This window comes from Kouleothrix sp. 19917, from assembly GCF_057073505.1.
Genome location: NZ_CP097099.1, coordinates 8,238,827 through 8,263,124 on the forward strand (window position 1 = coordinate 8,238,827; position 24,298 = coordinate 8,263,124).

The window sequence follows — 24,298 nt, forward strand, 5'->3', positions numbered from 1 at the left end:
AGGGGCAAACTATTGTCAATAAAAACAGGAAAAACTGTCGAAACCTGCTACGCGCAGTTTCGGCGCGACAGAGCGCGCAAAATACGGTACACTAGCAGCAGCATTCGTGCCAACTGCAAAGGGTTTCTATGCTCCGTATTTCGCGGATGATTGCGTTTGGCTACCTGGCGATCTGTCTGGCCGTGCTGGCCGCCAGCCTGCTGACTGGCCCGCTGGGCTACGCGCCCTTCCCGCTGGTGGCGGCGCGCGCGCGCCCGCCCGTGGTGGTCACAATCTGGTACGGCAGCGAAAAGAAAGAATGGTTCGAGGCGGCGAGCCAGCGCTTTCTGGCGGGCGCGCCGACGGCTAACGGCCGGCCTATTCAGATCCAGCTCAGAAGCATGGGCTCGCGCGATCTGGCCGAGCGCCTGGTGGGGCAGGATTGGCGCGGCGATGCGCCGCCCACGGTGGTTTCGCCGGCCAGCGCGCTGTGGCTGGATGCGCTCAACGCCCCGGTGCTGCGCTCGGGCGCGGATGCGCCGCAGCCGCTGGTGCTGAGTCCGTTGGTGCTGGTGGGCTGGGAACAGCGCGCCAGGGCGCTGTGGCCGCAGCCGCCCGCCAAGTTCTGGCAGGAACTGCAGGCCGCGCTGGCAAACCCCGGTGGCTGGAAGGCGCTGGGCGGCAGCGAAAGCTGGGGGCCGGTGAAGTTCGGCCACACTTCGCCCGCAACCTCGAACAGCGGCACGCAGGCGTTGCTGCTGATGACCTACGGTTTTTTCAGCAAAAGTAGTGGGTTAAGCGCCGCCGATGTGAATAATCCCGAGCTGGAAACCTGGCTCGCGCCAGTTGAAAGCGCGGTGCTCAGCTTCAGCGACAGCACTGGCGCGCTGATGGACGACGTGGTGCGTTCTGGCCCGGCCAAGTACGATTTCGCGGTGGTGTACGAAAACCTGGCCCTGCAAAGCATGGCCGCCGCGCGCCAGCGCCAGAACCAGGATCTGCGCATTTTCTACCCGCCCGCCACCATCCTGAGCGACCACCCCTATGCCCTGGTTGATGGCGCGTGGGTGCAGGCCGATGAGCGTGCGGCTGCGGTGCAGTTTCGCGCCTTTCTGACGAGCGGCGCCGCGCAGGAGCTTGCGCGCCAGTATGGCTTCCGCCCGGTCGACCCGAATGTGTCAATTGCGGCCAGCGCGCCCGACAATCCCTTCACGACCTATGCGGCGAATGGCGTGCAAACCGCGCTGGCCCAGCAGGTCGATGTGCCGCCCGCCGATGTGCTGAACGCCCTGGTTGCGCTGTGGGAGCGCCGCTTCAAGCGGTAGTTTGCAGGAAATGGCGGTTTCAGAAGCCAGGAGTCAGGATTCAGCAAGTTCGCAGCTTTCTCAATCCTGCTGATGGCATCGTAAGCCATTCTTTCCTGTGTCATTTCCGCGCAAAGCGCGGAAATGACACAGGAATAAAGTAGGAAGCACCTTACTGCCGCAGGCAACAACGACGGCGGCCGAATGCAAAATTGCGCAACTGCATACGCCAGTATGCATAGTTGAGGAATTAACCTATGGGAACAAGCACTCCCGCCTATGCCCTGGCTGCGCGCCAGCCGCTGGCGCTGCTGGTGCTGCTGGCTGCGCTCGCTGCCGGGCTCACGGTGGCACTGTGGCTGCTGCCGCTCGGGCTGGTGGCCTATGGCGCAGTGGTGTGGCTGCGCGCCCACGACCTTACGCTGGTGGCGCAGGCACAGCGCCCCACGCGCCCGCGTCTTTCCAGCCCAACCTTCCGCGCCCAGCTTGAGACAATCGAGCATGCGCAGAAAGAAATCGAGCGCAGCATCGGGCAGGCGAATGGCGCGCTTGGCCGCTTGCTCATGCCCGTGAGCCAGCAGGCGAGTGATCTGCTTGCGGAGTCGTACACGCTCTGCGACAAAGGCCAGATCATCGAGAGCTACCTGGCGACGCGCAACCCACGCGCTCTGCAGGACCAGATCAACGGCATCGACCGGCAGCTCGCCAATACGCGGGACGTGTATACCCGCCAGCAGCTCGAGCAGACCCGCCAGGCGCTGGCCGAGCGGCAGCAAAATGCCAGCGATCTCGAAACCTTCACCGGACGCATCACCGCGCAGCTGCAAAATATCTCGGCCAACCTCGACAATGTGCTGGCCGAAACAGTGCGCCTGCGCACCGCCGACGCGGCAAGCGCCGATGTGGCAACCAACCAGGTGGCGCAGCGCCTGAGCGACCTGAAGGCCGACATGGACGCATTTCAGCAGATCCTCGACACGGCGATTACACAAACCAGCGCGCAGCCGTAGCTGTACAATTTTCGTGTATACTCACAAGGCAATAAATGCATCCGCCGCAGGTGCGCACGCCCTGCATGAATGGGTGGCTCGGCTGCCCAGACACATAATGACGTATGAGTGAAATGCCCACGACCCCACGTGTCGCGCTGGCAGTGCCAAACACTGAGGCAGACGCGGATCGGCCCGATCACAAGCGCACCAAGCTCGAAGCGCGCAAGTTCAACTTTTTCTATGGAACCTTCCAGGCGCTGAACGATGTGAGCCTGGCAATACCCGAACGCAGCATCACCGCGATTATCGGCCCATCGGGCTGCGGGAAATCAACATTTCTGCGCGCGATCAATCGCATGCACGACGATACGCCCGGCGCGCGCGGCGAAGGCGAGCTGCTGCTGGAAGGCCAGAATATCTACAAGCCAGGAACCGACCCGGTGCTGCTGCGGCGGCGGATCGGCATGGTCTTCCAGCGCCCGAATGTCTTCGCCAAATCGATTGTCGATAATGTGGCGTTTGGGCTGGGCGTAGCCGGCTGGCGCAATCGCCAGCAGATCGTCGAGCGTGTCGAGCAGGCGCTGCGCCAGGCTGCGCTGTGGGACGAGGTGAAGGACAAGCTGCAAGGCTCTGCGCTCGGCCTTTCGGGCGGGCAGCAGCAGCGCCTGTGCATTGCGCGCGCCATTGCGCCAAACCCCGAAGTGCTGCTGATGGACGAGCCATGCTCGGCGCTCGACCCGATTGCAACTCTGAAGGTCGAAGAGCTGATGTTCGACCTGCGCAATCAGTACACGATCGTGATTGTGACGCACAACATGCAGCAGGCCGCCCGCGCCTCCGACGACACGGCCTTTATGCTGATGAACCCAAACACGCGCGCTGGCCAGCTGATCGAGTTTGGCCCAACCAACCAGATTTTTACGCGCCCCGGCGACAAGCGCACCGAAGACTATGTGACCGGGCGCTTTGGTTAGGGCGCTTTCAGCGCGGGGTTTGGGGAATGGGGGGTAGGGTTTAGCCATGACAATGCAGAAACGCTTCCCCAATGTCCGCATCGCTTTCTTGATACTGCACCAGAGCGAGAGCGCACAACACAGGCGATGCAAGCGGCGAGTGGCAGGTGCTACTCGCCGCTTTTGTTGGGCGGGCGGCTGGTTTCAAGCTCGGCCAGCATGCGTTTGGGCGCAACGGCGCGGTAGCTCTCGTCGATCCACGCTTCCAGCAGTGCGAATGGAAGCTCGTCGTCGCGCATGATAATCAGCGTGACCCAGCCGTGTTTGCCCATGCCATAGCCCATCGGCTCGGCCAGCGGCATTTCCAGCACATCCGCGCCAGAATGTGGCAGCTTGACGCTCAAACTTACGCCATCGTCGGGGGCAATTGCGCCATTCACAAACAGAAAGACCTTGTTCTTCACCTTGACGACGGTCTGGCCCCACGGGTGTTCGGCATACGCGCCGGGGAAGCCCAGCGCAAAGGCCTGCGCGTGGTCGCGCGGCATGATCTTCGCATCGCTCATTCCGCCCTCCAGGCACGTTAGTCGCGGGCTGCGCGCGTGTTCTGCACTGCTTCGCCGTTTCTTGCAACCGGGCTGAAGCTGTAGTAGACGATCACAACCATCAGCACCACCACAAAAATGCCGTAGCTCAGGGCAGGCATAACGAAGCCCAGCACTATTGCTACCGCATAACTTACGTTCACAAAGCCATACATGTAGAAACTTTTGTGGCTGGCCCGGTGCACCAAACCGCTGTTGAATTCGGGGTGGGCGCGCATATACAGCGCCAGCACAAAGCCGGTTGCGTTCGCGGCGATCAGGTTCAGGCCGTAGATCACAATCGGAACTGGCTGCATGGGGTAGCGGCCAAGCAGTGCGGTAGGAAAAGGCATAAAGCTGACCGCCAGCAGGTACAGAAAATTCAGCCAAATCATAAAGCTGTTCAGCTTGCCAATCAGCTGCAACGACTGATGATGCACCACCCAGTAGACCGCAATGACCCCAAAGCTGATCACATACGCAAAAATTCGTGGCAGCACCGCCCACAAGGCTGGCAGCAACTGCTCATACGCCACATCGGGCACCCGAATGTCGAGGATGAGTAGCGTGATGACAATGGCAAAGACACCGTCGCTGAGCGCTTCCAGGCGATTTTTGCTCATTCATGCATTCCTGGCACTTGGTTGCGGCTGTGCGCATTGTACGCCTGTTCCGTGTGGGACTGCAAACAAGCGCCCCGGATGAAAATCATCCGGGGCGCTGGGTGGAACTGTATTGTGTAGCCGCGTTATTCTTCGCTGAACAGATCGCCAACCGTGCTGGCGAACTGGTCGCCATAGTGCATTTGCAGGCGGCGCAGCGTTTCCGAACGCAGCCGTCGGTAGGCTTCGCGCGCCATGCGATGATCGAGCACGGCGTTGCGGCGTTCGTTCTCGTGCGTATGTGTTTCGGCAATGGCCTGCTGCAAGGCCGCGCACTCTTGTTCGATCTGGGCCTGCAGCCGGAAATCGTAGAAGGGCGCGCTGCCAACATCAAGCGCGGCGTGCAGGCGGCGCAGATCGGCCAGCAGCTCGGCGGGCGAGCTATTCGCCTCGGCGCCGCTGCGCGAAAGCAGCTGCACTTCGGGCGCGTCTTCGCTGCCGTAGAAATCGACCATCTTGCGCAGCACGCGCTTGTACAGCCGCCGCCCGCTCACTTCGCACTCCCAGCGCCGCGCCAGCGCGCTGCGCCACAGGCTCACCGCCTGCTCGCTCTGCTCGTGGGTGCGCTGAATTTCAGAATGAATGGGTTTGTGGGCTGCGATCATCTCGCGCGCAAAGGGCAGTTCAGTGTCGAGATGCATGAGCGCGGCAAGCAGGCGCTGCGATTCGCTCAAAACGTCGTCGGGGGCCAGCAGGGTTGTCATGCCAAGGTCTCCTGATCCAAAATAACCGTGTCGCCTGGCTCGATCATACTCGGCGCATTGAGCAACGTCTATAGTACTTGTGTCGCGTCCTTGCTTGGGCCAGCAGAAATTGGCTTGACGCCGCTCGCGCGGCATGGCTATAATGGCGGGCAGCGGCTTCATATAAAGGCACCCACGATGATCAAGCCGGCAATGCGCCCGCCTTCGGCGCCCCCACCTGTTGCTGCCACAATTCATATCTACCGTGGCCTGATGGATCGCGCCTCAACGTGGCGCCAGCGCATCGATAACCCCACCAACTGGGCGATTGTGACCTGCGGGACGGCGGTGAGCTTTACGCTGAGCGACGAAACGCATCCGCACGCGGTGCTGCTGCTGGTGATGCTGTTTGTCGTGATGTTTGTGGTGGTGGAAGCGCGCCGCACGCGCTATTACGATCTGTGGAGCAGCTGGCTGCGCTTGCTCGAAACCGAGTATATGGCGCCGATTTTGCAGGATAACAGTGTGACGGCAAACGATACCTGGCAGGAGCTGCTGGTGCGCGATCTGGCCTTCCCGCATTTCAAGGCATCCTTTCGCAAGATGCTGCAGCGCCGCCTGCGCGATCATTATATGGCAATCTACCTGTTTCTGCTCTTGTCGTGGCTGCTGAAGCTGCTGCTGCACCCGGCGACAAGCAGCACCTGCCCAACCGATACCTTTGTGTGCCACGCCTCGGTCGGGCCGGTGCCGGGCGGCGCGATCCTGGCGGTGGTGAGCGTGTTCTACGCGGTGCTGGCGATTGTGACGGCGCTGAGCTATTCTTCAAGCGAAACAACAATCGAGGTACTTTCGCGCGAGCGCACGCTGCAAAAGATCGTTTCTCCGGCGCAGCAGCCAGTGAGCCGCCAGCACTGGCATATCGATATTTTGCCGTTTGGCGTTGCGCGGCGCGATGATGATGATGTTGGCGAAGTTGAAGATTAACGTATTGCTTCACATCTGCGGCCAGCGCCCACTATGAACGGCTACCTCGCCATTCTGCTTACCGGGCACGTGCCCTATCTGCGCGCAGCCGGGCGCGAGCCGGCCGGCGAAGACCTTCTGCACGAAACGATTGCCGACGCAATTGTGCCCACGCTCAATGCGCTCTACGATCTGCGCGATCTGGGTGCGCGGCCTGCGGTTGGGCTGGCCTATTCGCCCGTGCTGCTCGATCAGCTGGCTGATAATGTTGTGCAGAAGCATGCCTTTGTCTGGATGGAACGGCGCATTGCGCGCATTGCGGCGGCCGTGGCCGAGTGGGAGCGCGCCGGGGAGCAGCACCAGGCCTATCTCGCGCGCTTTTACCTGGAGTGGAACCAGGGGATTCTCGATAGTTTTACCAAACGCTACAATCGCAACCTGACGGCTGCCCTGCGCGAGCTGTGCGCCGATGGCGTTGCCGAGCCGCTCAGCAGCGCCGCAACGCACGCCTACCTGCCATTGCTCGATTCGGGCGCGGCGCGGCGGGCGCAGATCGATGTGGGTGCGCTGGCGCTCACGCGAATGATGGGCACGCGCCCGCGTGGCCTGTGGCTGCCCGAGTGCGGCTACACCCCCGCGCTCGAGCCGCTGATCCGCCCCAGCGGCGTGCAGTACGTGGTTGTCGACCCTTCGAGCATTGCGCAGGCCGATGTGCCACACCTGCGCCCGCGCTGGCTGGCCGCGCGCCGGCTGGCGGTGCTGGTGCGCGACCCGGCGGCGGCCCAGCAGATCATGCAGCCCGATCTGGGCTATGTTGGCGACCCACTGTACCGCGCGCCCGAGCGCGAGGCCGAGTCGGGGCTGGCGCTGTGGCGCATTGGCTTCGGCGGGCCGCGCCAGCTCTACGATCCCTACGATGCATTCCGGCGCGCGCAGGAGCATGCCGTACATTTCAGCAGTTTTGTGGCGGCCGAGCTGGAGCTGTTCCGCGCGCGCCACGACCGCCCCGGCATTGCGGTGGTGCCGCTCGATGTGGATGTGCTGGGGCGCGGCTGGTTTGAAGGCCCTACCTGGCTGCGCGCGATGATCGAGGCGTTTAGCGAGCAGCGCTCCGTCGCGCTGACCACGCCCTCGCCCTACCTCGCCTCGGTGCGCCCGCGCTTTGGTGTGACTCTGCGCGACGGCTCGTGGGCGGCGGGCGATTTCCACCGGCTGTGGAATGCGCCGGCCGCGCGCCCGCTGCACTGGGCGCTGGGCGAAGAAGCCGAGCGCGTGGCGCGGCTGGTGCAGCACTACCCCAACGCGCAGGGCGACCGCGAGCGCGTGCTTGATCAGGCCGTGCGCGAGCTGCTGCTGGCTCAGTCGAGCGATTGGCTGCTGGGGGTGGGCGCGGGCGCAAACGACGACGCGCTGGCCCGCCCGCTGGAACATTTGCGCCGCTGCGAGCGCTTGTGCGGCATGGTCGCCGCCGACGCGCTAAGCGACGAGGACAGCGCGTTTCTTGACGCGGTGGAAGAGTGGGATAATCCCTTCCCGATGCTCAACTACCGGGTGTTTGCCGACTGACTGTTTTTTTTGGTTTGCCACGAAGACTCGAAGACTCGAAGGTTTGATGAAGATGTTTCGGGTCTTTTCTCCGTGAGCAGGTGGCAAAGGGTGAAGGGCGAAAGACGACAGCCGCTCTCGTCCTTCGTCCTTCGTCTTTCGTCCACATCCTTCCCGCGCTTACTCCCCCAGCTGCGCGCGCAGGCGCTTGTTCTCGCTTTCAAGTCGGGCGATCTGCCGCTCGATCTCCTCGATTTCCATGGATATAGATGGATCGGCCATGGTGCCGAAGATGGCAAGCTGCTCGCGGCGCTTTTGCAGCCGTCGCTGGTGTGTGCTGATCAGGCGGGTATTGTTGCCGATCTGCTGGTGCAGTGCCGCGCGGGCCGGGCCGGATGGCGGCGGTGGGGCCGGGCGCGGCGCTGGGGCGGGCGCAGGAACGACATGCACCGGCAGTTGCAGCGTGTCGATGTGGTAGGCAGCGCCAAGCGAGTCGCGGAACGAGCAGTTGGGGCTGGTGATTGCCCACTCGCCGGGCTGCTGCGGCTTGATTTTCAGCGCGTGCCGCGCCGTTTCGCCAGCGGGCAGTTGCTCAAGCACAATGTTTTCGCCGCCCAGCAGCAGGATGCTGGCGGGCAGCGCCAGCCGCACCCGGATGTTGGTGAGTGGCGCGGCAGTTGGGTTGCGCAGCAACACCACCAGCTCGGTCACGCCCCCAGCTGCGCACACCGCCCGTTCAAGCCATATCTCCAGCATGCTTCTGCCCCCCGCGCTTGTGCAATTCCACGAAAGGTTTTATAGCAGTTTGCAGAGCAATTGAGCACTCCATATCCTGGCGAGAAGGCATTGCAGCGCGGAACATGCAACTGACTTCTGCATCATGCCCGCTGCAACCTGCTATAAGGCTGGGAAAAGCCTGGTTGTGCATCGCAACCCCTAACCCCTAAACCCCAAGCCCCTAACCTCTGCGCGTTCATGCGCGCGAGCTATGGTGTTTCTTTTTGCATGCCGCGCAGTGGTAGGCGCTCGGCTGGTTCCGGCGCGTGCCCGCAAAGGCCGAATCGGCTACGGCGATGCGGTGGTGCTGGCACAGTGGCTTGCCACAGTGGTGGCACACCGCGTCGATCACCACGGCGTCGCGCTTGTTTTCGGCGGTGTCAATATCTTCTGCCGCGTTGCATTCGGCGCATTCCACTTTCATGATGAGCCTCCTACCTCGTTTTGCAGCATTTCGTCGTCGTCGAAAGCCTGGTCGAGCTCGGCAGCAATCGCCTGTATTTCGCTTTGAATGTCTTCGGTGGAGAGTTCGCCGCGCCCGATTGCGTCGTGCAGGTCGAGCAGGCGCGCGCGCAGCTGTTCGACGTCGATCATGGGCGCGGGCAGCCATTCGTCGAGCGCAAGTGTGTCGGCGTCGGCGGGCTCGGCCGCGTGCTTGGGCGCGCTATAGTCGCTGGCACTGGCGGCGGGCTGTTCGCCCGCGTGGTGCCTGAGCAGCGCGTCGATGCCGGCGTGCAGCTCGTCCCACAGTTTGACGATGCTCGCCTCCATTTCGGTGTTGGCGAACGCGCCCTGCACCGTCAAATGAATGTGGGTGGTGTCGCAGGGGATGCGCGCGCGGGTGCGAAACCCTTCTTCGCCACTCACCACAATATGAAAATCGATCGGGTAGATTTTGTCGTAGACGCGGCCGCCAATGTCCCAGTAGCGGTGATGATGGCGGGCGTGCTCGCCGGTGCTGGGTGGGTTTTCGATAATGCGCTTGATGTAGATCTCGCGCCCGCTCAGCGTTTCGGTAAGCGCGCTGACGGTCAGGTGGTTCGGGGCAATACCCGCGTATGTTGCAGCTTTGTGCCGGCTTTCGTCGTCTTTGCGCTTGAGATCAGGCACAACCCGCGTGTCCTGGTAGCGCAGGTGCGCCAGGCATAGCGTGAAGTCTGTGGTAATGACGGTGACTGGCTTGCCGGGTACGGGCCTTTCGCGCGTGCCAAGTGGCGAAAAAACCTCTACGCCAGCCAGGCCAGAGAGAGCGCCCGCAAATTGCACTTCGGCATGGGCGGTGATCGTTGCGTCGCAGTTGATTTTGTTTTCAAAGTGAATGCTGAAACGCCGGCAGTTGCGCTGCCAGTTGGGGTGCTCGCGGTCGAGTTCGAGCTGCGACCATTCGATCCGCCGGATGCCAGTGTCCGTGAGGCGGCTGGTCGCTTCGCTGCTGATGCGCTCGATGTTACCCCATTTGCTCGGCACGTCGAGTGTGAGCGAGAGAATGCGCTCGATTTCGAGCGGCTCGGCATTCCACTGGCGCGGGGCGTTCCACTGCAGGTCGAGCGCCAGCACATGCTGGTCGCCTTCCTGCATCAGCGACGGCACCAGATTGATTGCGAGCGCCATGGGTTTGAGTGGATCGCAGACCACATAGGAATATGTGGGGTTAAAAAGTTCGCTTGCGCGTAGCGAGCTGCCATTCAGCACGGGCAGCGCGGCGCTGTTGGCGCCCAGCGCAAGCACGTTGGTGGCGCATAAGCTCTCGCGCGCGGCGGGCACGAAGCGCAGGCTGGCCTTGCCAAGCAGTGCCAGCCAGCCGGCATTGCAGGGCAGGTTCTGGCTGGGCGGCACCATGAACTGCTTGCGGTAGGCTTCCAGCCGCTCGCGCTCGCCGCTTTGCATGCGCCCGAAGAGCTGGATGCTGCCAATCGCTGGCTGCTGCGCAATATGGTATTTGCCGTCTTCGTTCACCGAGACGCTGGCATGCACCTCTTCGCGGATTTTTGCGTTGCCAAAACGCGGGAAGATTGGCAGCGGCGGCCGATTCTGTGCCGAGGCACGCGCGCGCATGCTCAGCACGGTGGTGATCAGCACGATCACAAGACCCAGCGCGGCCAGCGCCAGCGCGGCCAATGAGCGATTCCAGAAGGCCAGCGCCACGCCAATCGCGGTGAGGGCCGCGCCCAGCTGGAACACCAGTGGGCTGGGCGCGCCCAGTCGGTGCGCACATTCGGCGCAGTGGGCGGGCTGGGTGCCGCGCAGAGCTTCGGGCAGCAGCTCGGCACCGAATTCCTGGCTCAGCAGCAGGCGCGCAAGCTCGCCGGGGTGGTGGATGTGGGCAGTGCAAAGCGCCACACCGCAGTGGTGGCACAGGCTGGCCGCGCCGGGGGCACCACATTCGTTGCAGCGCACCTGTGCCGCGCGGGGAACGATGCGTGTAATCATAGCAGCTTCCTCCTTAGCGCATGGCGCGCAAGCGCGCAAAACGGTCGTAGAGCGCGGCCTGAATGTCGTTCATGCACCGCACAAGCGGCCGGCTGTCGCCGGGCAGCGCGCCCAGCAGATTTATTGTGAGTTCGCCACTGTCGACAAAGCTGGTATATACCTGCCCGCCAGCCAGCTCGGTCTGTCGCTCGGCCAGGTAGTGCTTGCCCTCCACCAGCACCAGCAGGCGCATGATGTGCTGGCCCTCGCCCCGCTCGGCCTGAATGATATGGCGCAGTGTTTCTGGCTCGCCGGGAACGTCGTACTTTCTGAAGTTGCGGAAGCCCTGGTCGCTCAAAATGGTGTGAATGTCGGCCATGCGCATGTCGTCGGGGATGATTTCGGGAAAAACATGGTGCTGGTAGGGAAAGAATTCGCGATTGGCGAAGGCGTCGGCCAGCACCAGCTCGATCTCCATCACGATTCGCGTCACCAGCTCGTGCGTGCAGCGCTTTTCGTCCACGCGCGCGCCCGTGCCATCGAACACACGCATCTCGGTGCCCGAAAGCAGCATGCCCTTGATCTCGACTTCGACGGTGTATTTCAGCTTTTCGTGCCCATACAGTTCGCCGGGGTGGCTGACCCGCAGGTGCATGGGCCGGCTTTGGAAGCGGAGCGGGCGCGCAGGGGCAGTGTCGGGCGCAGCGCCATTCGTGGCAGGGGCTGGGGTGGGCGCGTCGCCGCGCGGGTGCATCTGCACATTTTCCCATTCGATGCAGGCTTTGGCCGGGTTGTAGCGCAGCACCGGCAGGGTTGGTTCGTCGGCAATGCGCAGGTTGTAGGTGCGGAACGAGGTAAGCGTGGGCCATTCGAGCGCCACGCGCGCCACGCGCGCCACGACTGTGTCGGGCGTTTTGGCAGGCAAGGACAGCAGCGCGCGCAGGTGCAGGCCAAGCGCGGGGCTAAAGCTGCTCTGCTGGGCCACTTGCGTGAACACCTGCTCCCACGCAACGGGCTGGTTTGAGCTGAGCTGCTCGAATAATGCGCTGAACGACTCTTCGTCGGTGATTTCCAGCTCGATATTCAGCGGCACGATGTCGGGGTGTTTGGGCGTGTAGCTGTAGGTAACCTGCGCTGCCTGCTGGTCGTCATATAAATGTTCGGATTGATCAAAGGCACCGCACACCACTGGCACGCAAATCGGCAGGCTATCGTGCTGCATAATTGCCGCCAGCTCCGGTTCATCCTTGATATTTGTGCGATCGTAGCTGGCCAGCAGCAGATGCCCAATCTGCGCATCCACATCGTCGGCCGGGTTGGTGCTGCCCAACTGCTGCTCGACATCGGCGCATGCCTCGCGCGTAAAGAATTGCTGGCCGTCGTAGGGCACCACAATCTCGATTGTGCCGGTTGGTGTGCCGCTGTTGGTGGACGGATTGCGCGAAATCGTGCGTGTGTAGGTGTAGATTTCCTTCAGGGTCACGCGCTCGGGGCAGCCGCGCGCGTAGATCGTTTTTGCCACCCATCCCTCCTCGCATTCAGTCGCCGCGCAGAGATGCTGCGGCCGGGGTTTGGCAAGCGCCACCCCGCGACTTCACAATGGGTGCGAAAGACCAGGCTACTGGGGCCTGTGATGCAGACGCGAAACCGGCTCTGGTGCCGAAACGCTCCGTCCGACAGAATAGGTTGCGAAACGTGGTAATGCAGCAGGGGAAAAAGGAAAATACTACAAACGTGCGTTGCTATTATAGCCGATTTGGCAAAACGTGCCATAAAAGCAGATCGCATGTCGTTTATTCCAGTGGGTACCCGGGGGAGTGACAATACATGCGGGCGTTTCCGATGAAGTGGCCCGCAAGGAGTGCAAGTATGGCAACCCGAACCAACGCAGCAGTTGCGGCAGCGCAGGAGCTGCCACTCCGTACCTCCGACGAAATCCAGGGCAACATCCTCGCGGGCTTCAATAAAGACCTGCAAACCTTCCTGTTCGTTCAGTTCAAGAATGCAACCGCCGGGCGGGCATGGCTGGGTGCGCTGCTGCCACGCATTGCGACGACGCGGCAGGTGGCGGCGTTCAACGATCAGTTCAGCTCCGCGCGGCGCGCAAGCGGCGGCGACGACCCGCAGGCGCTCAGGGCGACGTGGGTAAACGTGGGTATTACGGCAGGCGGCCTGCGCAAGCTGGCCCCCGGCCTGGCCAACGACATCAGCCAGTTCGGTTCGTTCAGCCAGGGGCCGGTGCCACGCGCGGCGGAACTGAATGATCGCGGCGCAAGCGCGCCCGACCGCTGGTTGTTTGGCGGCCCGCGCCAGCCTGGCATCGATGCGCTGCTGACGATTGCCGCCGATGACGCCAGCGACTTCCAGCTGGAGATCGACCGCCAGCGCACATTGCTGGCGACTCACGGCCACACGCTGGTTTTCGAGCAGCGCGGCGCAACCCTGCCCGAAGATCGCGCCGGCCACGAGCACTTTGGCTTCAAGGATGGCGTGTCGCAGCCGGGTGTGCGCGGGTTTCACCCCGCCGAGCCAAGCAACCCGAACGAGCGGCAGGGCCACCCCGGCACCGAGATGATCGCCGCGGGTGAGTTTATTCTGGGTTTGCCCAACGAAAGTGGCGCTGCCCAGCAGGTTCCGGCCTGGATGGTGAACGGCTCGTTCCAGGTGTTTCGGCGTTTGCGGCAGGATGTGCCGGGCTGGTGGGCGCAGGTGAGCGCCAACGCCGACACATTGGCCGCCACTGATCCCATGCGCGTGCATGTCGAGCAGCTTGCCGCCAAGCTGGTTGGTCGCTGGCGCAGTGGCACACCGCTGGCGCACGCGCCCGAGCAGGACACCAGCGTGACTGGCGAGCATGGCAACGACAACGATTTCAACTACGACGACGACTCGAATGGCTTTAAGACACCGCGCTTTGCGCACATTCGCAAGATGTACCCGCGCAACCGTGGCTTTGCCGACAACCAGCACCGGATCATGCGGCGCGGCATCCCGTTTGGCGCAGCATTCGACCCGGCGGCGGGTGCGGGCCACGGCATCGACGGCGACCGCGGGCTGCTGTTCAATGTGTTTCAGGCCAGCATCGAGAACCAGTTCGAGTTCTTGCAGAGCACATGGGCGAACAATAGCTTCTTCCAGCAGCAGGGCGACGGCCCCGACCCGGTGATTGGCGACGCCGACAACCGCACCTGCACCTTCCATCGCAGCGGACAGGCCGACACCACGCTGGATTTCCACCGCTTTGTGCATACCTCGGGCGCGATCTATGCCTTTGCGCCTTCGCTTTCCGCGCTGCGCAGCCTGGCCAGCGGCGAGATTGTGCCGCCGGTGGACGATACCCTGCGCGTGGGCGACACGGCCTTTGTGAAGCGGGCGGGCGGGCTGCCGCTGCGTTTGCGCAGCCAGCCTTCGGTGAGCGCGCAGGTGCTGAGCCTGCTGGCCCCTGGCACGCAGATGACCCTGCTGGAAGGCCCGCGCTCGGCCGATGGCCACCCGTGGTGGCGCGTGCGCACGACCGACAACCGCACCGGCTGGGTTGCGGGCGATAACCTGCTGAAGAACCCGGACTAAAATAGTCAGTTAGTCTTTGGAGTAACCACCAAGACACGAAGGCACCAAGGGCTTTGGTAATAACTCAAAACCTTGGTGCCTTGGTGTCTTGGTGGTAATGTTTTCGGTTACATGCCTTCCAATAAACAACAGGCTACCTATTATGAGGCCATAGATAATGGGTAGACCGTTATTTATTTGTGGAAGATGGCACTTACTCGTCGGCCACGAGGTCGAAGCGCGGGATGCTCGCGTCGAACTCCGTGTCGTCGGAGCAGACGAAGTGGTAGCTGCCTTCCATCGTGCCGCTGGGCGACTTCAGGATGCAGAAGCTGTTGTACTCATGCGTGTCGCCTGCGTGCAGCACCGGCTGTTCGCCCACCACACCCTCGCCCACCACCTGGTAATCTTCGCCGGCCGAGTCGTGAATGTACCAGTGGCGCGACATTAGCTGCACGGTGCGCTGGCTGACATTCTCGATGCGGATGAAATACGCAAAGACATAGCGCCGCAAGGCCGGGATCGACTGCTCGGCCAGGTAGAGCGGGCGCACAGTGATGCGGATGCCCTCGGTTTCGCGGTAGTAAAAGGGCCGCCGAACATTCATACCTGCTCCCTCCATACGGGGCGCGGCGGTGCGATGTGGTGCAGAACCAGTGTGTGCGACGTATTATAGCAAACTCGCGCCTACCTGTCGCGGATTCGTTGGGCCGCGCTGGCATCGAGGGCGCGCACAAGCTGCGTGAGCAGGGTATTCACGGGGGTGGGGATGCTCAGGCGCGCGCCTTCGCGCACAATTGCGCCATTGATCGTCTCGATCTCGCTGGCGCTGCCGCGCAGTACGTCTTGCAGCATCGAGGAGCGATTGGCCCCGGTGGCGCGCGCAACTGCTAGCACATGACCAAGCGCATCGTCGTAGGGCAGCGCGGTGCCGCGCCCATGCGCAACCGCTACGGCTTCGGCCACGGCAGCGGCGACAAGATCGCGTGCTTCCGGCACCGCATCGAGCGCGCCATTCGGCACCCGCAGCAGCGCCGTCAGCGCGTTGATGCCAGCGTTCACCACCAGCTTGCCCCACACCAGCGCATCCAGGTCGTCGCTCAGCTCGGCCGGCAGCCCGCAGGCACTGAACACGCCCGCCAGCGCGGCCATGCCTGCCCGATCGGGCGCGCTGCCGAACACGGTTGCGCCCTGACCGGCGTGGCGCACCTGCCCCGGCCCGAGTAAGGTCGCGCCCAGAGCCGTGACGCCCTGGCCCACACGCGCTTCGCCCAGGTGCGCGGCCAGCAGCTCGCGGTTGCCAACGCCATTTTGCAGTGTCACAACCAGCGTGTGGGGCGCGCAGAGCTGTTTTGCCCGCTCGGCGGCCCAGGCAGTTTGCGCCGCTTTCACTACTACCAGCACCACATCGCAGGGGCCAGTTGCGTCGGGCGCTGTGCTGGCGCGCGGGTGGCGCGTTTCAAGTACGCCACCCAGCTCGCGCAGGAGCCCACTCGCGTTGATCGCGTCGACATGGGCCTGCCAGGGATCGAGCAAGCACACCTCAGCGCCCGCGCTCAGGTAGAACCCGAGCAGGCTCCCCATCGCGCCCGCGCCAACGATGCCGATTTTCATGCGCCGCCAAGCAGGGGAACGTTGCGCCTGACGAGCTGGATCGTCACGTTCCAGGGGTCGCGCAGGAAGGCGAGCTGATCGCCGGCGGGTGTGGTGTTGATCGGCCCGGCGGCGGTTGCGCCAGCGGCGACAAGCGCGGCATGCGTTTGCTCCATGTTGTCCACATTGAAGGCGAAATGCTGCTGAAGCGGGTGCACGGTGCTGTAATCGGGCACGGTGGTGGCGGGGTTGTTGTACAGCTCAACCACACTCTGCCCGGCGCTATCGGCCAGGAAGTGGGCAAAGGGCGACACACTTTCCGAGCGAACAATCGTCATGCCCAGGTGTTCGACATACCAGGCGGCCATGGCGACGGGGTCGTGAACGTCGATTGCGACGTGTTCGAGGCGCATTGTCTGGGTTCTCGCTTTCTTGCTTCAATTCGGTGGGCTTGGGCAGTGGGTTTGGGTTCGTTGGCGCGGTTGGCCCTCATCCCGCCGCGCTGCGGCCCCCTTCTCCCAGAACGGAAGAAGGGGCGGAAGGATTATATGCTCTGCGCTCGCGCATTATACTCGCCCTGAGCGCGCTGCAAAACGTGGTTCATGGGCGCATGGGAACGATCCCTCATGCCAGACAACCTGCCCATCAGGCACATGGGAACCATCCCCAATAGTACACAGGCTGTTCGCATACACAGGGGAGCGCGAAAAAACGCTGGATGACCTGCTCATCAGGCACAGGGGAAAACGAAAAAATGCTGGATGACCTGCTCACGCGCGCATGGGATCGTTCCTCCGTGCCAGACGAGCTGCTCATCAGGGACTAGGGATGGTGCACAAATGCCTGCCTGCCTGAGCTTCCTGGAAGCTGGGATGGGAAAATCTTCGAAGTGGCAGCCACATAAGCTTCAAGGAAGCTTAAAAAGGTTTTGCCTGCCTGAGCTTCCTGGAAGCTGGGGTGGGAACATCTTCGAAGTGGCAGCCACATAAGCTTCCAGGAAGCTTAAAAAGGTTTTGCCTGACTGAGCTTCCAGGAAGCTGGGATGGGAACATCTTCGAAGTGGCAGCCACATAAGCTTCCAGGAAGCTTAAAAGGGTTTTGCCTGCCTGAGCTTCCTGGAAGCTGGGGTGGGAACATCTTCGAAGTGGCAGCTACATAAGCTTCAAGGAAGCTTAAAAAGGTTTTGCCTGCCTGAGCTTCCTGGAAGCTGGGGTGGGAACATCTTCGAAGTGGCAGCCACATAAGCTTCCAGGAAGCTTAAAAAGGTTTTGCCTGCCTGAGCTTCCTGGAAGCTGGGGTGGGAACATCTTCGAAGTGGCAGCCACATAAGCTTCCAGGAAGCTTAAAAGGGTTTTGCCTGCCTGAGCTTCCTGGAAGCTGGGGTGGGAACATCTTCGAAGTGGCAGCCACATAAGCTTCCAGGAAGCTTAAAAAGGTTTTGCCTGCCTGAGCTTCCTGGAAGCTGGGGTGGGAACATCTTCGAAGTGGCAGCCACATAAGCTTCCAGGAAGCTTAAAAGGGTTTTGCCTGCCTGAGCTTCCTGGAAGCTGGGATGGGAACATCTTCGAAGTGGCAGCCACATAAGCTTCCAGGAAGCTTAAAAGGGTTTTGCCTGCCTGAGCTTCCTGGAAGCTGGGATGGGAACATCTTTGAAGTGGCAGCCACATAAGCTTCAAGGAAGCTTAAAAGGGTTTTGCCTGCCTGAGCTTCCTGGAAGCTGTGATGGGAACATCTTCGAAGTGGCAGCCACATAAGCTTCCAGGAAGCTTAAAAGGGTTTTGATTATGAGTGCGGCACGCGCTACCCTTCCAGATCGCGCAGCAGGTCGGCGTCCATTGGGAAACTATTTTCGGGGCCGGGGAACGCGCCGCTGTGAATATCGTCGGCGTACTGGCGGATGGCGGCGCTCATGAATGCGCCGGCGTCGGCGTACTGCTTGCCCCAGGGCAGGCCCAGGCCCGGGAACAGGCCCAGCATCTCGTGGGTGAGCAGCACCTGGCCGTCGCAGGCCGCGCCCGCGCCAATGCCAATGGTCGGCACGCGCAGGCGGCGCGTGATCAGCGCGCCCAAATCGGCGGGAACTGCCTCCATCAGCACGGCCCAGCAGCCTGCTTCCTGCATCGCCAGCGCATCATCGAGTATTTTGCGCGCAGTTTCGCTCGTGCCGCCCTGCACCGTCACGCCCCCCAGGCTCGCAGCGGTCTGCAAGGTCAGGCCGATATGCCCGATCACAGCAATACCTGCGTCGACGATTGCGCGGGCGATGGGTGCCTGCTTCGCGGTGCCTTCGAGCTTGACGCAGTCCATGCCCGCTTCTTTGATATGGCGGCCCGCGTTGCGGATGGCTTCGGCTGTGTCGGCCTGATACGACATAAAAGGCATGTCGCCCACCAGCAGGGCGCGCCTGGCGGTGCGGCCCACGGCCTTTGCGTGGTGGATCATCTCGTCCATGGTGACGGGTGCGGTGCCGGGGTAGCCCAGCATCACCGCCCCAAGCGAGTCGCCCACCAGAATGACATCGATTCCCGCCTCGTCGACGAGGCGCGCAACCGGCACGTCGTAGGCGGTGAGCATGGTGAATTTCTGCTTGCCCTTGCGGGCCTGGAGTTCGGGGATGGTGACTTTGGGCTGCGCCATTGCGTGTTCCTTTCGTTGTCGTGCCGATGTGCCTGCGGCAGCAAGGAAGTTATGATTTATTCTTGCTGGTTTTTGCGCGCCGCGCAAAAACCAGCAAGCGTCAGAGGTCTCCTTGTGGTTTGCGCGCTGCGCAAACCACAAGGAGAAGGAGTGGCTGTGCTATGTTTTGCGCATCGCGCAAAACATAGCACAGAAATAGAATACCTACCGCTCTGCCGAAGGCTATACTTAACCTTTCAAAAAGCCGAGCGCAGCGACGATATAGACCTGCGCGGCGCGCACAACCTCGTCGATCTCTACGAACTCATCGGGCTGGTGCGGGATGCGCTTGCCGCCGGGGCCATACACCACCACCGGGATCTGGCGGTCGCGGGCGAGGATGACGCCGTCGGTGGCGCCGGGGACGCCGCCAAGCACCGGGGCCGCGCCATAGATCGCGGTGTGCGCCGCGCCCACGGCGGCCACCAGCGGGTGGTCGGCGGCGATCTCGGTGCTGGGGCGGTCGTCGATCACCTCAAGATCGAAATGGTAGGCCGGGAACTCGGCCACGAGCGCGGCCATGATCGCCTGGAGGCGCGCAATGACGTCGCTGTGGCGCTGGCTGGGCAGGCTGCGAATGTCGAGAAAGGCGTCGCAGGTGTCGGGCAGGCAGTTGATCTGGCTGGCGTCGCCGCTGAGCGGGGCGCGGGCGATGGTGGGCGTGATGTAGGGCTTGCCCAGCAGGGGATGAACGCCGTGGGCGCGCTGCTCGTCGGCCTCGAGATCCAAAACATGCGCAAGCAGACGCACCATTGCGGCCAGCGCGTTGACGCCTTCTTCGGGCATGGCACCGTGCGCGATGCGGCCATGCGACACGAGGCGCAAACGCAGCGACCCTTTGTGTGCCACGCAGACCTCGCGCTCCTCGGGCTCGCAGATAATCGCGCCCGCTGCGCCGTCGGCGTGGCCTTGCGCAACCATGTGCTTGATGCCAAGCATCATGCCTTCTTCATCGACTGGCACAAGCAGGCGGATCGTGCCGGCGAAGGGCGCTCCGGCCAGCTGGATGGCGCGGGCAGCAAAGAGCATGGCCGCCACCCCGCCCTTCATGTCGGCAGTGCCGCGCCCATACATGCGCCCATCGACGATCTCACCACCGAAAGGATCGCGCGACCAGGCTGTGGGGTCGCCAGGAGTGACCACGTCGGTATGCCCTTCGAGGATCAGCGTGCGGGTTGAATTGCCAGCACGGCCGTGCAGATCGGCAATCACGTTCGGTCGCCCCGGTGCTACTTCTTCCCACCTCGGCTCCCAACCCCACTCACACAGCAGGTCATGCACTAATCGGGCGGCGCGCTGCTCGCTGGCGCCCGGCACACCCGGCAGAAATACGCTGGGGGTGCGCACAAGCTCGCGCAGAAACGCGATCATGCCGGGTGCGTCGAGCTGGGCGAGCGCGGCGGCGGTGGCGTCGGTCACAGCGATCTCCTTGGTGAGAGCGTTGCAGGAGGGGCGAAGCATTTGCACCGCTTGCCCGAGGCACGTTGTCGATATCGGCAAATGCTTCGCCCTAACCGACGACGCGACTCACGAGCACCGCGCCCACGGCCAGCAGCGCGACAACCAGCAGCGCCAGCGCGTCGATGCGGTTGAAGCGGAGCAGGCGGCGCTTGGTGCGCCCGCGCCCGCCACGGTAGCAGCGCGCATTCATGGCGGTGGTGAGCACCTCGGCGCGGTTGAAGGCGTTGACGAACAGTGGGATGAGAATTCCGCCGACTTTGCGGGCGCGCTCGACCAGATTGCCCTGGTTGAAACGCTCGCCGCGGGCAGCCTGAGCCTTGACCAGGCGCTCGATCTCCGCGACGAGCAGCGGCACAAACTTCAGCGCGATCACGGCGACCATTACCAGCTCGTTCACCGGCACGCGCAGGCGCTTGAGCGGGTCGAACATCACCTCCAGACCGTCGGCAAGGTCCATCAGCGGCGTCACAAACATGAGCGTACTGGTCCAGTAGTAGAGCAGCACCACGCGCACCAGGAAAATAACGCCCTGCAACAGGCCGTCGGTCGAGATCGAGATGATCCCCCACTGCCAGAAGGTGCCGGCGGGCGAGGGGTTGGGGTAGAACAGCACCTGAAAGACGAAAATGATCAGCATGGTGCTGAACAGCAGGCGCATGCCGCGCAGCACATAGCCGAGTGGGATGCGCGAAATGAGCTGGATGATCGCGACGGCAGCGAGCAGCACCGCGTAGCCGGCGAAGCTGGAGCGCACCAGAAAGGTTGCGAGCATCAGCAGCGCGACGCCCACGATCTTGGTGCGCGGGTCGAGGCGGTGGATGGGCGAGCGCAGATCGAGGTATTGCCCGAAGGTGATGTTGCGCGAGAACTCAACGGCCATAGCCATGCCTTGTTATCGGGTTGACGAAGGACGAATGACGAAGGATGAACGGAAGAATAAACCGCAAAGAACGCAAAGAGCGCGGAGATTTTGGATTTACGATTGACGATTGACGATTGCAGCGACGAAGGACGAGAGAAATTAACCACGGAGACACAGAGGCACGGAGGTTTTTGGGTTGCAGGTTTGAAGGTTTGAACGTTGCGGGTTGTACGCTCAATCCCAAAACCCTAAACCCCAGACCCTCATGCGGTTGCGAGTTTGCAGGTTTGCAGGTTTGCAAGTTACAGGTTGCACGTTCGCAGGTTGAAAGATGTCACCCTGTCATCTCGTCACCCCTTCACCTTGTCACCCTCTTCCCCCACGCTCCCCTCGGCGGCGAAGAGCGCGCCAAGCGCAGTGCCATATCCGGCGTCGGCGGGAAGGGTCAGTGGAAGGCCATACCAGTCGCCCACGAGCTCCAGCACGCGGCGCACACTGGGCATATCGGTCAGGTGGCCGATCACAATCACGCGATCGAGCTGCTGGGCGCGCGCGGCATTGATTGCCGTGACGGCGATCACCTGCCCCACCAGCGTCACCAGCGCGGCGGCGAGGTCTTCGCGGCGCACGTCGAGGGCATGGCGGGCAAGGCGGCCAAAGTTGACGGCGGTGGCGCTGGCGGGCAGGCGGCCAATCGGCCCGCCCACCACGTCGCCCAGGCTCAGGTCGGCGCCGTTGGGGTCGCCGCTGCGCGCCAGCGCGTCGATCTCGTGCGGGTCGGCGGTGCCGATCAGCAGGCGCGCAAGCCCCAGCAGCGTGCCGCCGCCCACAGCCGAGCCAGTGATGTGGGCGTAGTCGTAGCCGCGCGCCGCAATCGCGGCGGTGCCCGAGCCGGCGCTTACCACCAGCGAAGGAGCAGCACCGTAGCCGGCCAGCTCGGCCAGCGCCTGCCCGCCGCGCCCAATGGCAGGAACCTCGCCCACGCCCACAACCGCCGCGCCGCCAATGCGGGCGGGTAGCTCCTGGTGGCGGCCGCCCGTCACCGCGATGCGCTCGACGATATCGGGGTCGACGCCGCCGTTTTCGAGGATGGCGCGCACCAGCGCGGGCGTGGGCGGGCCGTCGCTCGGCTGCGTCCAGCGGCGCAGGGTGCCGTCGATGGATTGGGCGACGGCGTCGGTGTTGCTGATGCCGAAATCAATTGCTGCGTGCATAGGTTTTCATGTTTGCAGGTTGCAGGTTTGCAAGTTACGCTGGGCATGATGGATGGTTGAACCGCAAAGCGCGCAAAGAGCGCGAAGAACCGAGAACCAATAAGTAAAACAGTTGGCAGGAGGCAGGAGGCAGTGCGCCGTGATCTGCGCATAGCACAGAAAACGGCACACAAGGATAAGAACGAGCGCTCCGAACGCAAACGCTACAAAGAATGATGTTTCCCATTTCAACTAACATCCATCGTCTTTGATTGTTGGTCGGGCGTATGCGATACGCCTGTTCGGTCGCTGCTTGCCAGCCGCGCCAGCATTGCTTGTTCCAATTCGTCGAGGCTGAGCAGGTCGGTGGGCAGGCCGGGCAGCACCGAACGCAGGGCCAGCGCGATCTCGGCTGGCTCGCTCAGCTCTAGGCCCAGCGCGTGCAGCTCGTCGGCGCGGCGCAGCAGTGTGCGCAGCGGGCCTTCCATCGCCACGCGGCCATCGTGCAGCACCAGGGCGCGGTCGGCCAGCTCGGCCAGCTCGTCGATGGCATTGCCGACTAGCACGACGGTCAATCCTTCGCGGCGGGCGAGCCTGGTGATCAGCGCGGCCAGCTCGGCGCGACCACGCGGGTCGAGCCCGGCCACCGGCTCGTCGAGGATGAGCACGCGCGGCTCAGCGGCCAGCGCGCCAGCAATCGCCACGCGCCGCTTCTGCCCGCCGCTCAGCGCGTAGATATAGCGCAGCCGAAAGGTCTCGTAGTCGAGCCCGACCTCGGTGAGCACGCGCTGGACAATCGCGCGCGACTCGGCGGGCGGCAGCTTCTTGCGACGCGGCACAAACGACACATCTTTGCCCACGGTGTCTTCGAGCAGCTGGCTTTCAGGCTGCTGGAACACCATGCCGACGCTCTGCCGCACCGCGTCGAGGTCGGCCCTGGGCGCGCCAAGATCCTGCCCGTCGAAGAAAACATGACCCGGCGGCGGCACGCGCAGTGCGTTGAAGAACTCGATCAGCGTGCTTTTGCCGGCCTGCGTTCCGCCCAGGATCGCCAGCGTTTCGCCCTCGTAGAGCGCGCAACTCACGCCGCGCAGGGCTTCCTGCGCCAGCGGCGTGCCGGCCATATAGGTGAAATGCAGGTCGCGCACGTCAATTAGTGTTGAGTGTTGAGTGTTGAGTGTTGAGTTTACGTTTTCATCTACCTGAAGTTGCTGGTTCTTGTCATATAGTGGTCGGTCGTCCGTGGTCAGTTGTCGACGAGGAGTGAGCGCATCTGCCAGCTCGGCGGGCGTCAGCACCACCTCGGGCAGCGCAATGCCGCGCGCGCGCAAACGGCGGCCCAGATCGGTCACCAGCGGCGGCGCAAGCCCGACGGCGCGCAGCTCGTCGGCGCGGGCGAAAACCTCGCTCGGCGTGCCCTGCATCAGCACGCGCCCGGCGTCCATCACCACCACGCGGTCGAAGCTGACGATCTCATGCATGAAGTGGGTGATATGCAGCACCGCCAGGCCGTGGCGCGCGCGCAGATCGTGGGCCAGCGCGATCAGGTTGCGGGCGAGGGCCGGCGCAATCATGGTGGTGGGCTCGTCGAGGATAAGGTAGGCCGGCTGCATCGCCAGCACGCCAGCGATTGCGACGCGCTGCTTCTCGCCGCCCGACAGCTCCGAAATCTGCGCGTGCGTGAGCGCGCCCAGGCCCAGCGCAGCCAGCACGTCGCGGGCGCGCGCCTCGATCTCTTCGCGTGGCAGGCCCAGGTTTTCCGGCCCAAACGCCACGTCGTCGATCACGGTATTTGCCACCAGCTGGTCGTCGGGGCGCTGGAAGACCATGCCGACGCGGCGGCGGATTTCCCAGACATTCGCGGGCGTGGAGTCGATGCCGTCGACTGTGATTGTGCCGCCGGTTGGTTCGATCATGGCGGCGAGCAGCTTGGCGAGGGTGCTCTTGCCGCTGCCGTTGTGGCCGATGATCGCGACCAGCTCGCCGGGCGCAACGCGCAGGGTGATATCGCGCAGCGCCAGGATGGCGTCGGGGCTGCTGGCGTTATACGCAAACGAGAGGTTCTGGGCGTCGAGCATTGCAGATTGCCGATCGCAGGATGCAGATTGGA

General features: G+C 63.1%; 21 protein-coding genes. 6 read left to right on the forward strand and 15 right to left on the reverse strand.

The features are described from left to right. Positions 1 to 128 precede the first annotated feature (128 nt). From M1P90_RS33285 to pstB, 3 genes are all read left to right on the forward strand, one after another. Complete coding sequence (locus M1P90_RS33285; protein ID WP_483700150.1) at positions 129 to 1,304, forward strand: substrate-binding domain-containing protein; 1,176 nt, start codon at positions 129 to 131, stop codon at positions 1,302 to 1,304. Positions 1,305 to 1,540: 236 nt separating this feature from the next. Further along, positions 1,541 to 2,293 carry a hypothetical protein gene (locus tag M1P90_RS33290; RefSeq protein WP_483700151.1) on the forward strand — a complete coding sequence of 251 codons (753 nt, stop codon included), beginning with the start codon at positions 1,541 to 1,543 and terminating at the stop codon, positions 2,291 to 2,293. A 113-nt stretch (positions 2,294 to 2,406) separates the two neighbouring features. After that, positions 2,407 to 3,249 carry a phosphate ABC transporter ATP-binding protein PstB gene (gene pstB, locus M1P90_RS33295; RefSeq protein WP_483700152.1) on the forward strand — a complete coding sequence of 281 codons (843 nt, stop codon included), beginning with the start codon at positions 2,407 to 2,409 and terminating at the stop codon, positions 3,247 to 3,249. A 149-nt stretch (positions 3,250 to 3,398) separates the two neighbouring features. Here the strand turns inward: pstB and M1P90_RS33300 are convergent, their stop codons facing one another. The 3 genes from M1P90_RS33300 to M1P90_RS33310 all read right to left on the reverse strand — a co-directional run bounded on the left by M1P90_RS33300 (position 3,399) and on the right by M1P90_RS33310 (position 5,178). Continuing rightward, positions 3,399 to 3,794 carry an MmcQ/YjbR family DNA-binding protein gene (locus tag M1P90_RS33300; RefSeq protein WP_483700154.1) on the reverse strand — a complete coding sequence of 132 codons (396 nt, stop codon included), beginning with the start codon at positions 3,792 to 3,794 and terminating at the stop codon, positions 3,399 to 3,401. A 17-nt stretch (positions 3,795 to 3,811) separates the two neighbouring features. After that, positions 3,812 to 4,435, reverse strand: coding sequence for a TMEM175 family protein (locus tag M1P90_RS33305; protein WP_483700155.1), 624 nt, complete (start codon positions 4,433 to 4,435; stop codon positions 3,812 to 3,814). A gap of 125 nt (positions 4,436 to 4,560) precedes the next feature. Continuing rightward, a complete protein-coding gene (locus M1P90_RS33310) occupies positions 4,561 to 5,178 on the reverse strand; it encodes a hypothetical protein (RefSeq protein ID WP_483700156.1) in 618 nt (205 codons plus the stop codon). Positions 5,179 to 5,355: 177 nt separating this feature from the next. On the opposite strand from M1P90_RS33310, the gene M1P90_RS33315 reads away from it, so the two are divergent. Beyond that, positions 5,356 to 6,144, forward strand: a complete 789-nt coding sequence (locus M1P90_RS33315) for a DUF2270 domain-containing protein (RefSeq protein WP_483700157.1) — start codon at positions 5,356 to 5,358, stop codon at positions 6,142 to 6,144. Between the two features lie 33 nt (positions 6,145 to 6,177). Beyond that, complete coding sequence (locus M1P90_RS33320) at positions 6,178 to 7,689, forward strand: 1,4-alpha-glucan branching protein domain-containing protein (protein ID WP_483700158.1); 1,512 nt, start codon at positions 6,178 to 6,180, stop codon at positions 7,687 to 7,689. A 159-nt stretch (positions 7,690 to 7,848) separates the two neighbouring features. Here M1P90_RS33320 and M1P90_RS33325 read toward each other — a convergent pair whose 3' ends face one another. The 4 genes from M1P90_RS33325 to M1P90_RS33340 form a co-directional block, all read right to left on the reverse strand. Further along, positions 7,849 to 8,424 carry a hypothetical protein gene (locus tag M1P90_RS33325; protein ID WP_483700159.1) on the reverse strand — a complete coding sequence of 192 codons (576 nt, stop codon included), beginning with the start codon at positions 8,422 to 8,424 and terminating at the stop codon, positions 7,849 to 7,851. A gap of 217 nt (positions 8,425 to 8,641) precedes the next feature. Further along, positions 8,642 to 8,869, reverse strand: a complete 228-nt coding sequence (locus M1P90_RS33330; RefSeq protein ID WP_483700160.1) for a hypothetical protein — start codon at positions 8,867 to 8,869, stop codon at positions 8,642 to 8,644. Next, complete coding sequence (locus M1P90_RS33335) at positions 8,866 to 10,875, reverse strand: hypothetical protein (RefSeq protein WP_483700161.1); 2,010 nt, start codon at positions 10,873 to 10,875, stop codon at positions 8,866 to 8,868. The genes M1P90_RS33330 and M1P90_RS33335 overlap by 4 nt, the downstream gene beginning before the upstream one ends. A gap of 13 nt (positions 10,876 to 10,888) precedes the next feature. Next, complete coding sequence (locus M1P90_RS33340; protein WP_483700162.1) at positions 10,889 to 12,376, reverse strand: hypothetical protein; 1,488 nt, start codon at positions 12,374 to 12,376, stop codon at positions 10,889 to 10,891. A gap of 347 nt (positions 12,377 to 12,723) precedes the next feature. Between M1P90_RS33340 and M1P90_RS33345 the strand changes: the two genes are divergently transcribed. Beyond that, on the forward strand, positions 12,724 to 14,424 hold the full coding sequence (locus tag M1P90_RS33345) for a Dyp-type peroxidase (RefSeq protein ID WP_483700163.1): 1,701 nt from the start codon (positions 12,724 to 12,726) through the stop codon (positions 14,422 to 14,424). Between the two features lie 193 nt (positions 14,425 to 14,617). On the opposite strand, the gene apaG is transcribed toward M1P90_RS33345, so the two are convergent. From apaG to M1P90_RS33385, 8 genes are all read right to left on the reverse strand, one after another. Beyond that, a complete protein-coding gene (gene apaG, locus M1P90_RS33350) occupies positions 14,618 to 15,010 on the reverse strand; it encodes a Co2+/Mg2+ efflux protein ApaG (RefSeq protein WP_483700164.1) in 393 nt (130 codons plus the stop codon). A gap of 80 nt (positions 15,011 to 15,090) precedes the next feature. After that, the gene (locus M1P90_RS33355) at positions 15,091 to 16,017 is read right to left on the reverse strand and encodes a ketopantoate reductase family protein (protein ID WP_483700165.1); all 927 of its coding nucleotides are present in this window, start codon (positions 16,015 to 16,017) and stop codon (positions 15,091 to 15,093) included. Beyond that, entirely contained in the window at positions 16,014 to 16,409 is a 396-nt protein-coding gene (locus tag M1P90_RS33360) for a VOC family protein (RefSeq protein ID WP_483700166.1), read from the reverse strand. The genes M1P90_RS33355 and M1P90_RS33360 overlap by 4 nt, the downstream gene beginning before the upstream one ends. A 1,387-nt stretch (positions 16,410 to 17,796) precedes the next feature. Continuing rightward, positions 17,797 to 18,633: a 3-methyl-2-oxobutanoate hydroxymethyltransferase gene (gene panB, locus M1P90_RS33365; RefSeq protein WP_483700167.1), complete on the reverse strand. Its 837-nt coding sequence runs from the start codon at positions 18,631 to 18,633 to the stop codon at positions 17,797 to 17,799. Between the two features lie 228 nt (positions 18,634 to 18,861). Further along, positions 18,862 to 20,091, reverse strand: a complete 1,230-nt coding sequence (locus tag M1P90_RS33370) for a M20 family metallopeptidase (RefSeq protein WP_483700168.1) — start codon at positions 20,089 to 20,091, stop codon at positions 18,862 to 18,864. A gap of 91 nt (positions 20,092 to 20,182) precedes the next feature. Then, a complete protein-coding gene (locus M1P90_RS33375; protein ID WP_483700169.1) occupies positions 20,183 to 21,013 on the reverse strand; it encodes an energy-coupling factor transporter transmembrane component T family protein in 831 nt (276 codons plus the stop codon). A 332-nt stretch (positions 21,014 to 21,345) separates the two neighbouring features. Further along, positions 21,346 to 22,209: a hypothetical protein gene (locus tag M1P90_RS33380; protein WP_483700170.1), complete on the reverse strand. Its 864-nt coding sequence runs from the start codon at positions 22,207 to 22,209 to the stop codon at positions 21,346 to 21,348. 227 nt (positions 22,210 to 22,436) lie between these two features. Next, entirely contained in the window at positions 22,437 to 24,266 is a 1,830-nt protein-coding gene (locus M1P90_RS33385) for an ABC transporter ATP-binding protein (RefSeq protein ID WP_483700171.1), read from the reverse strand. Between the last annotated feature and the right edge of the window lie 32 nt (positions 24,267 to 24,298).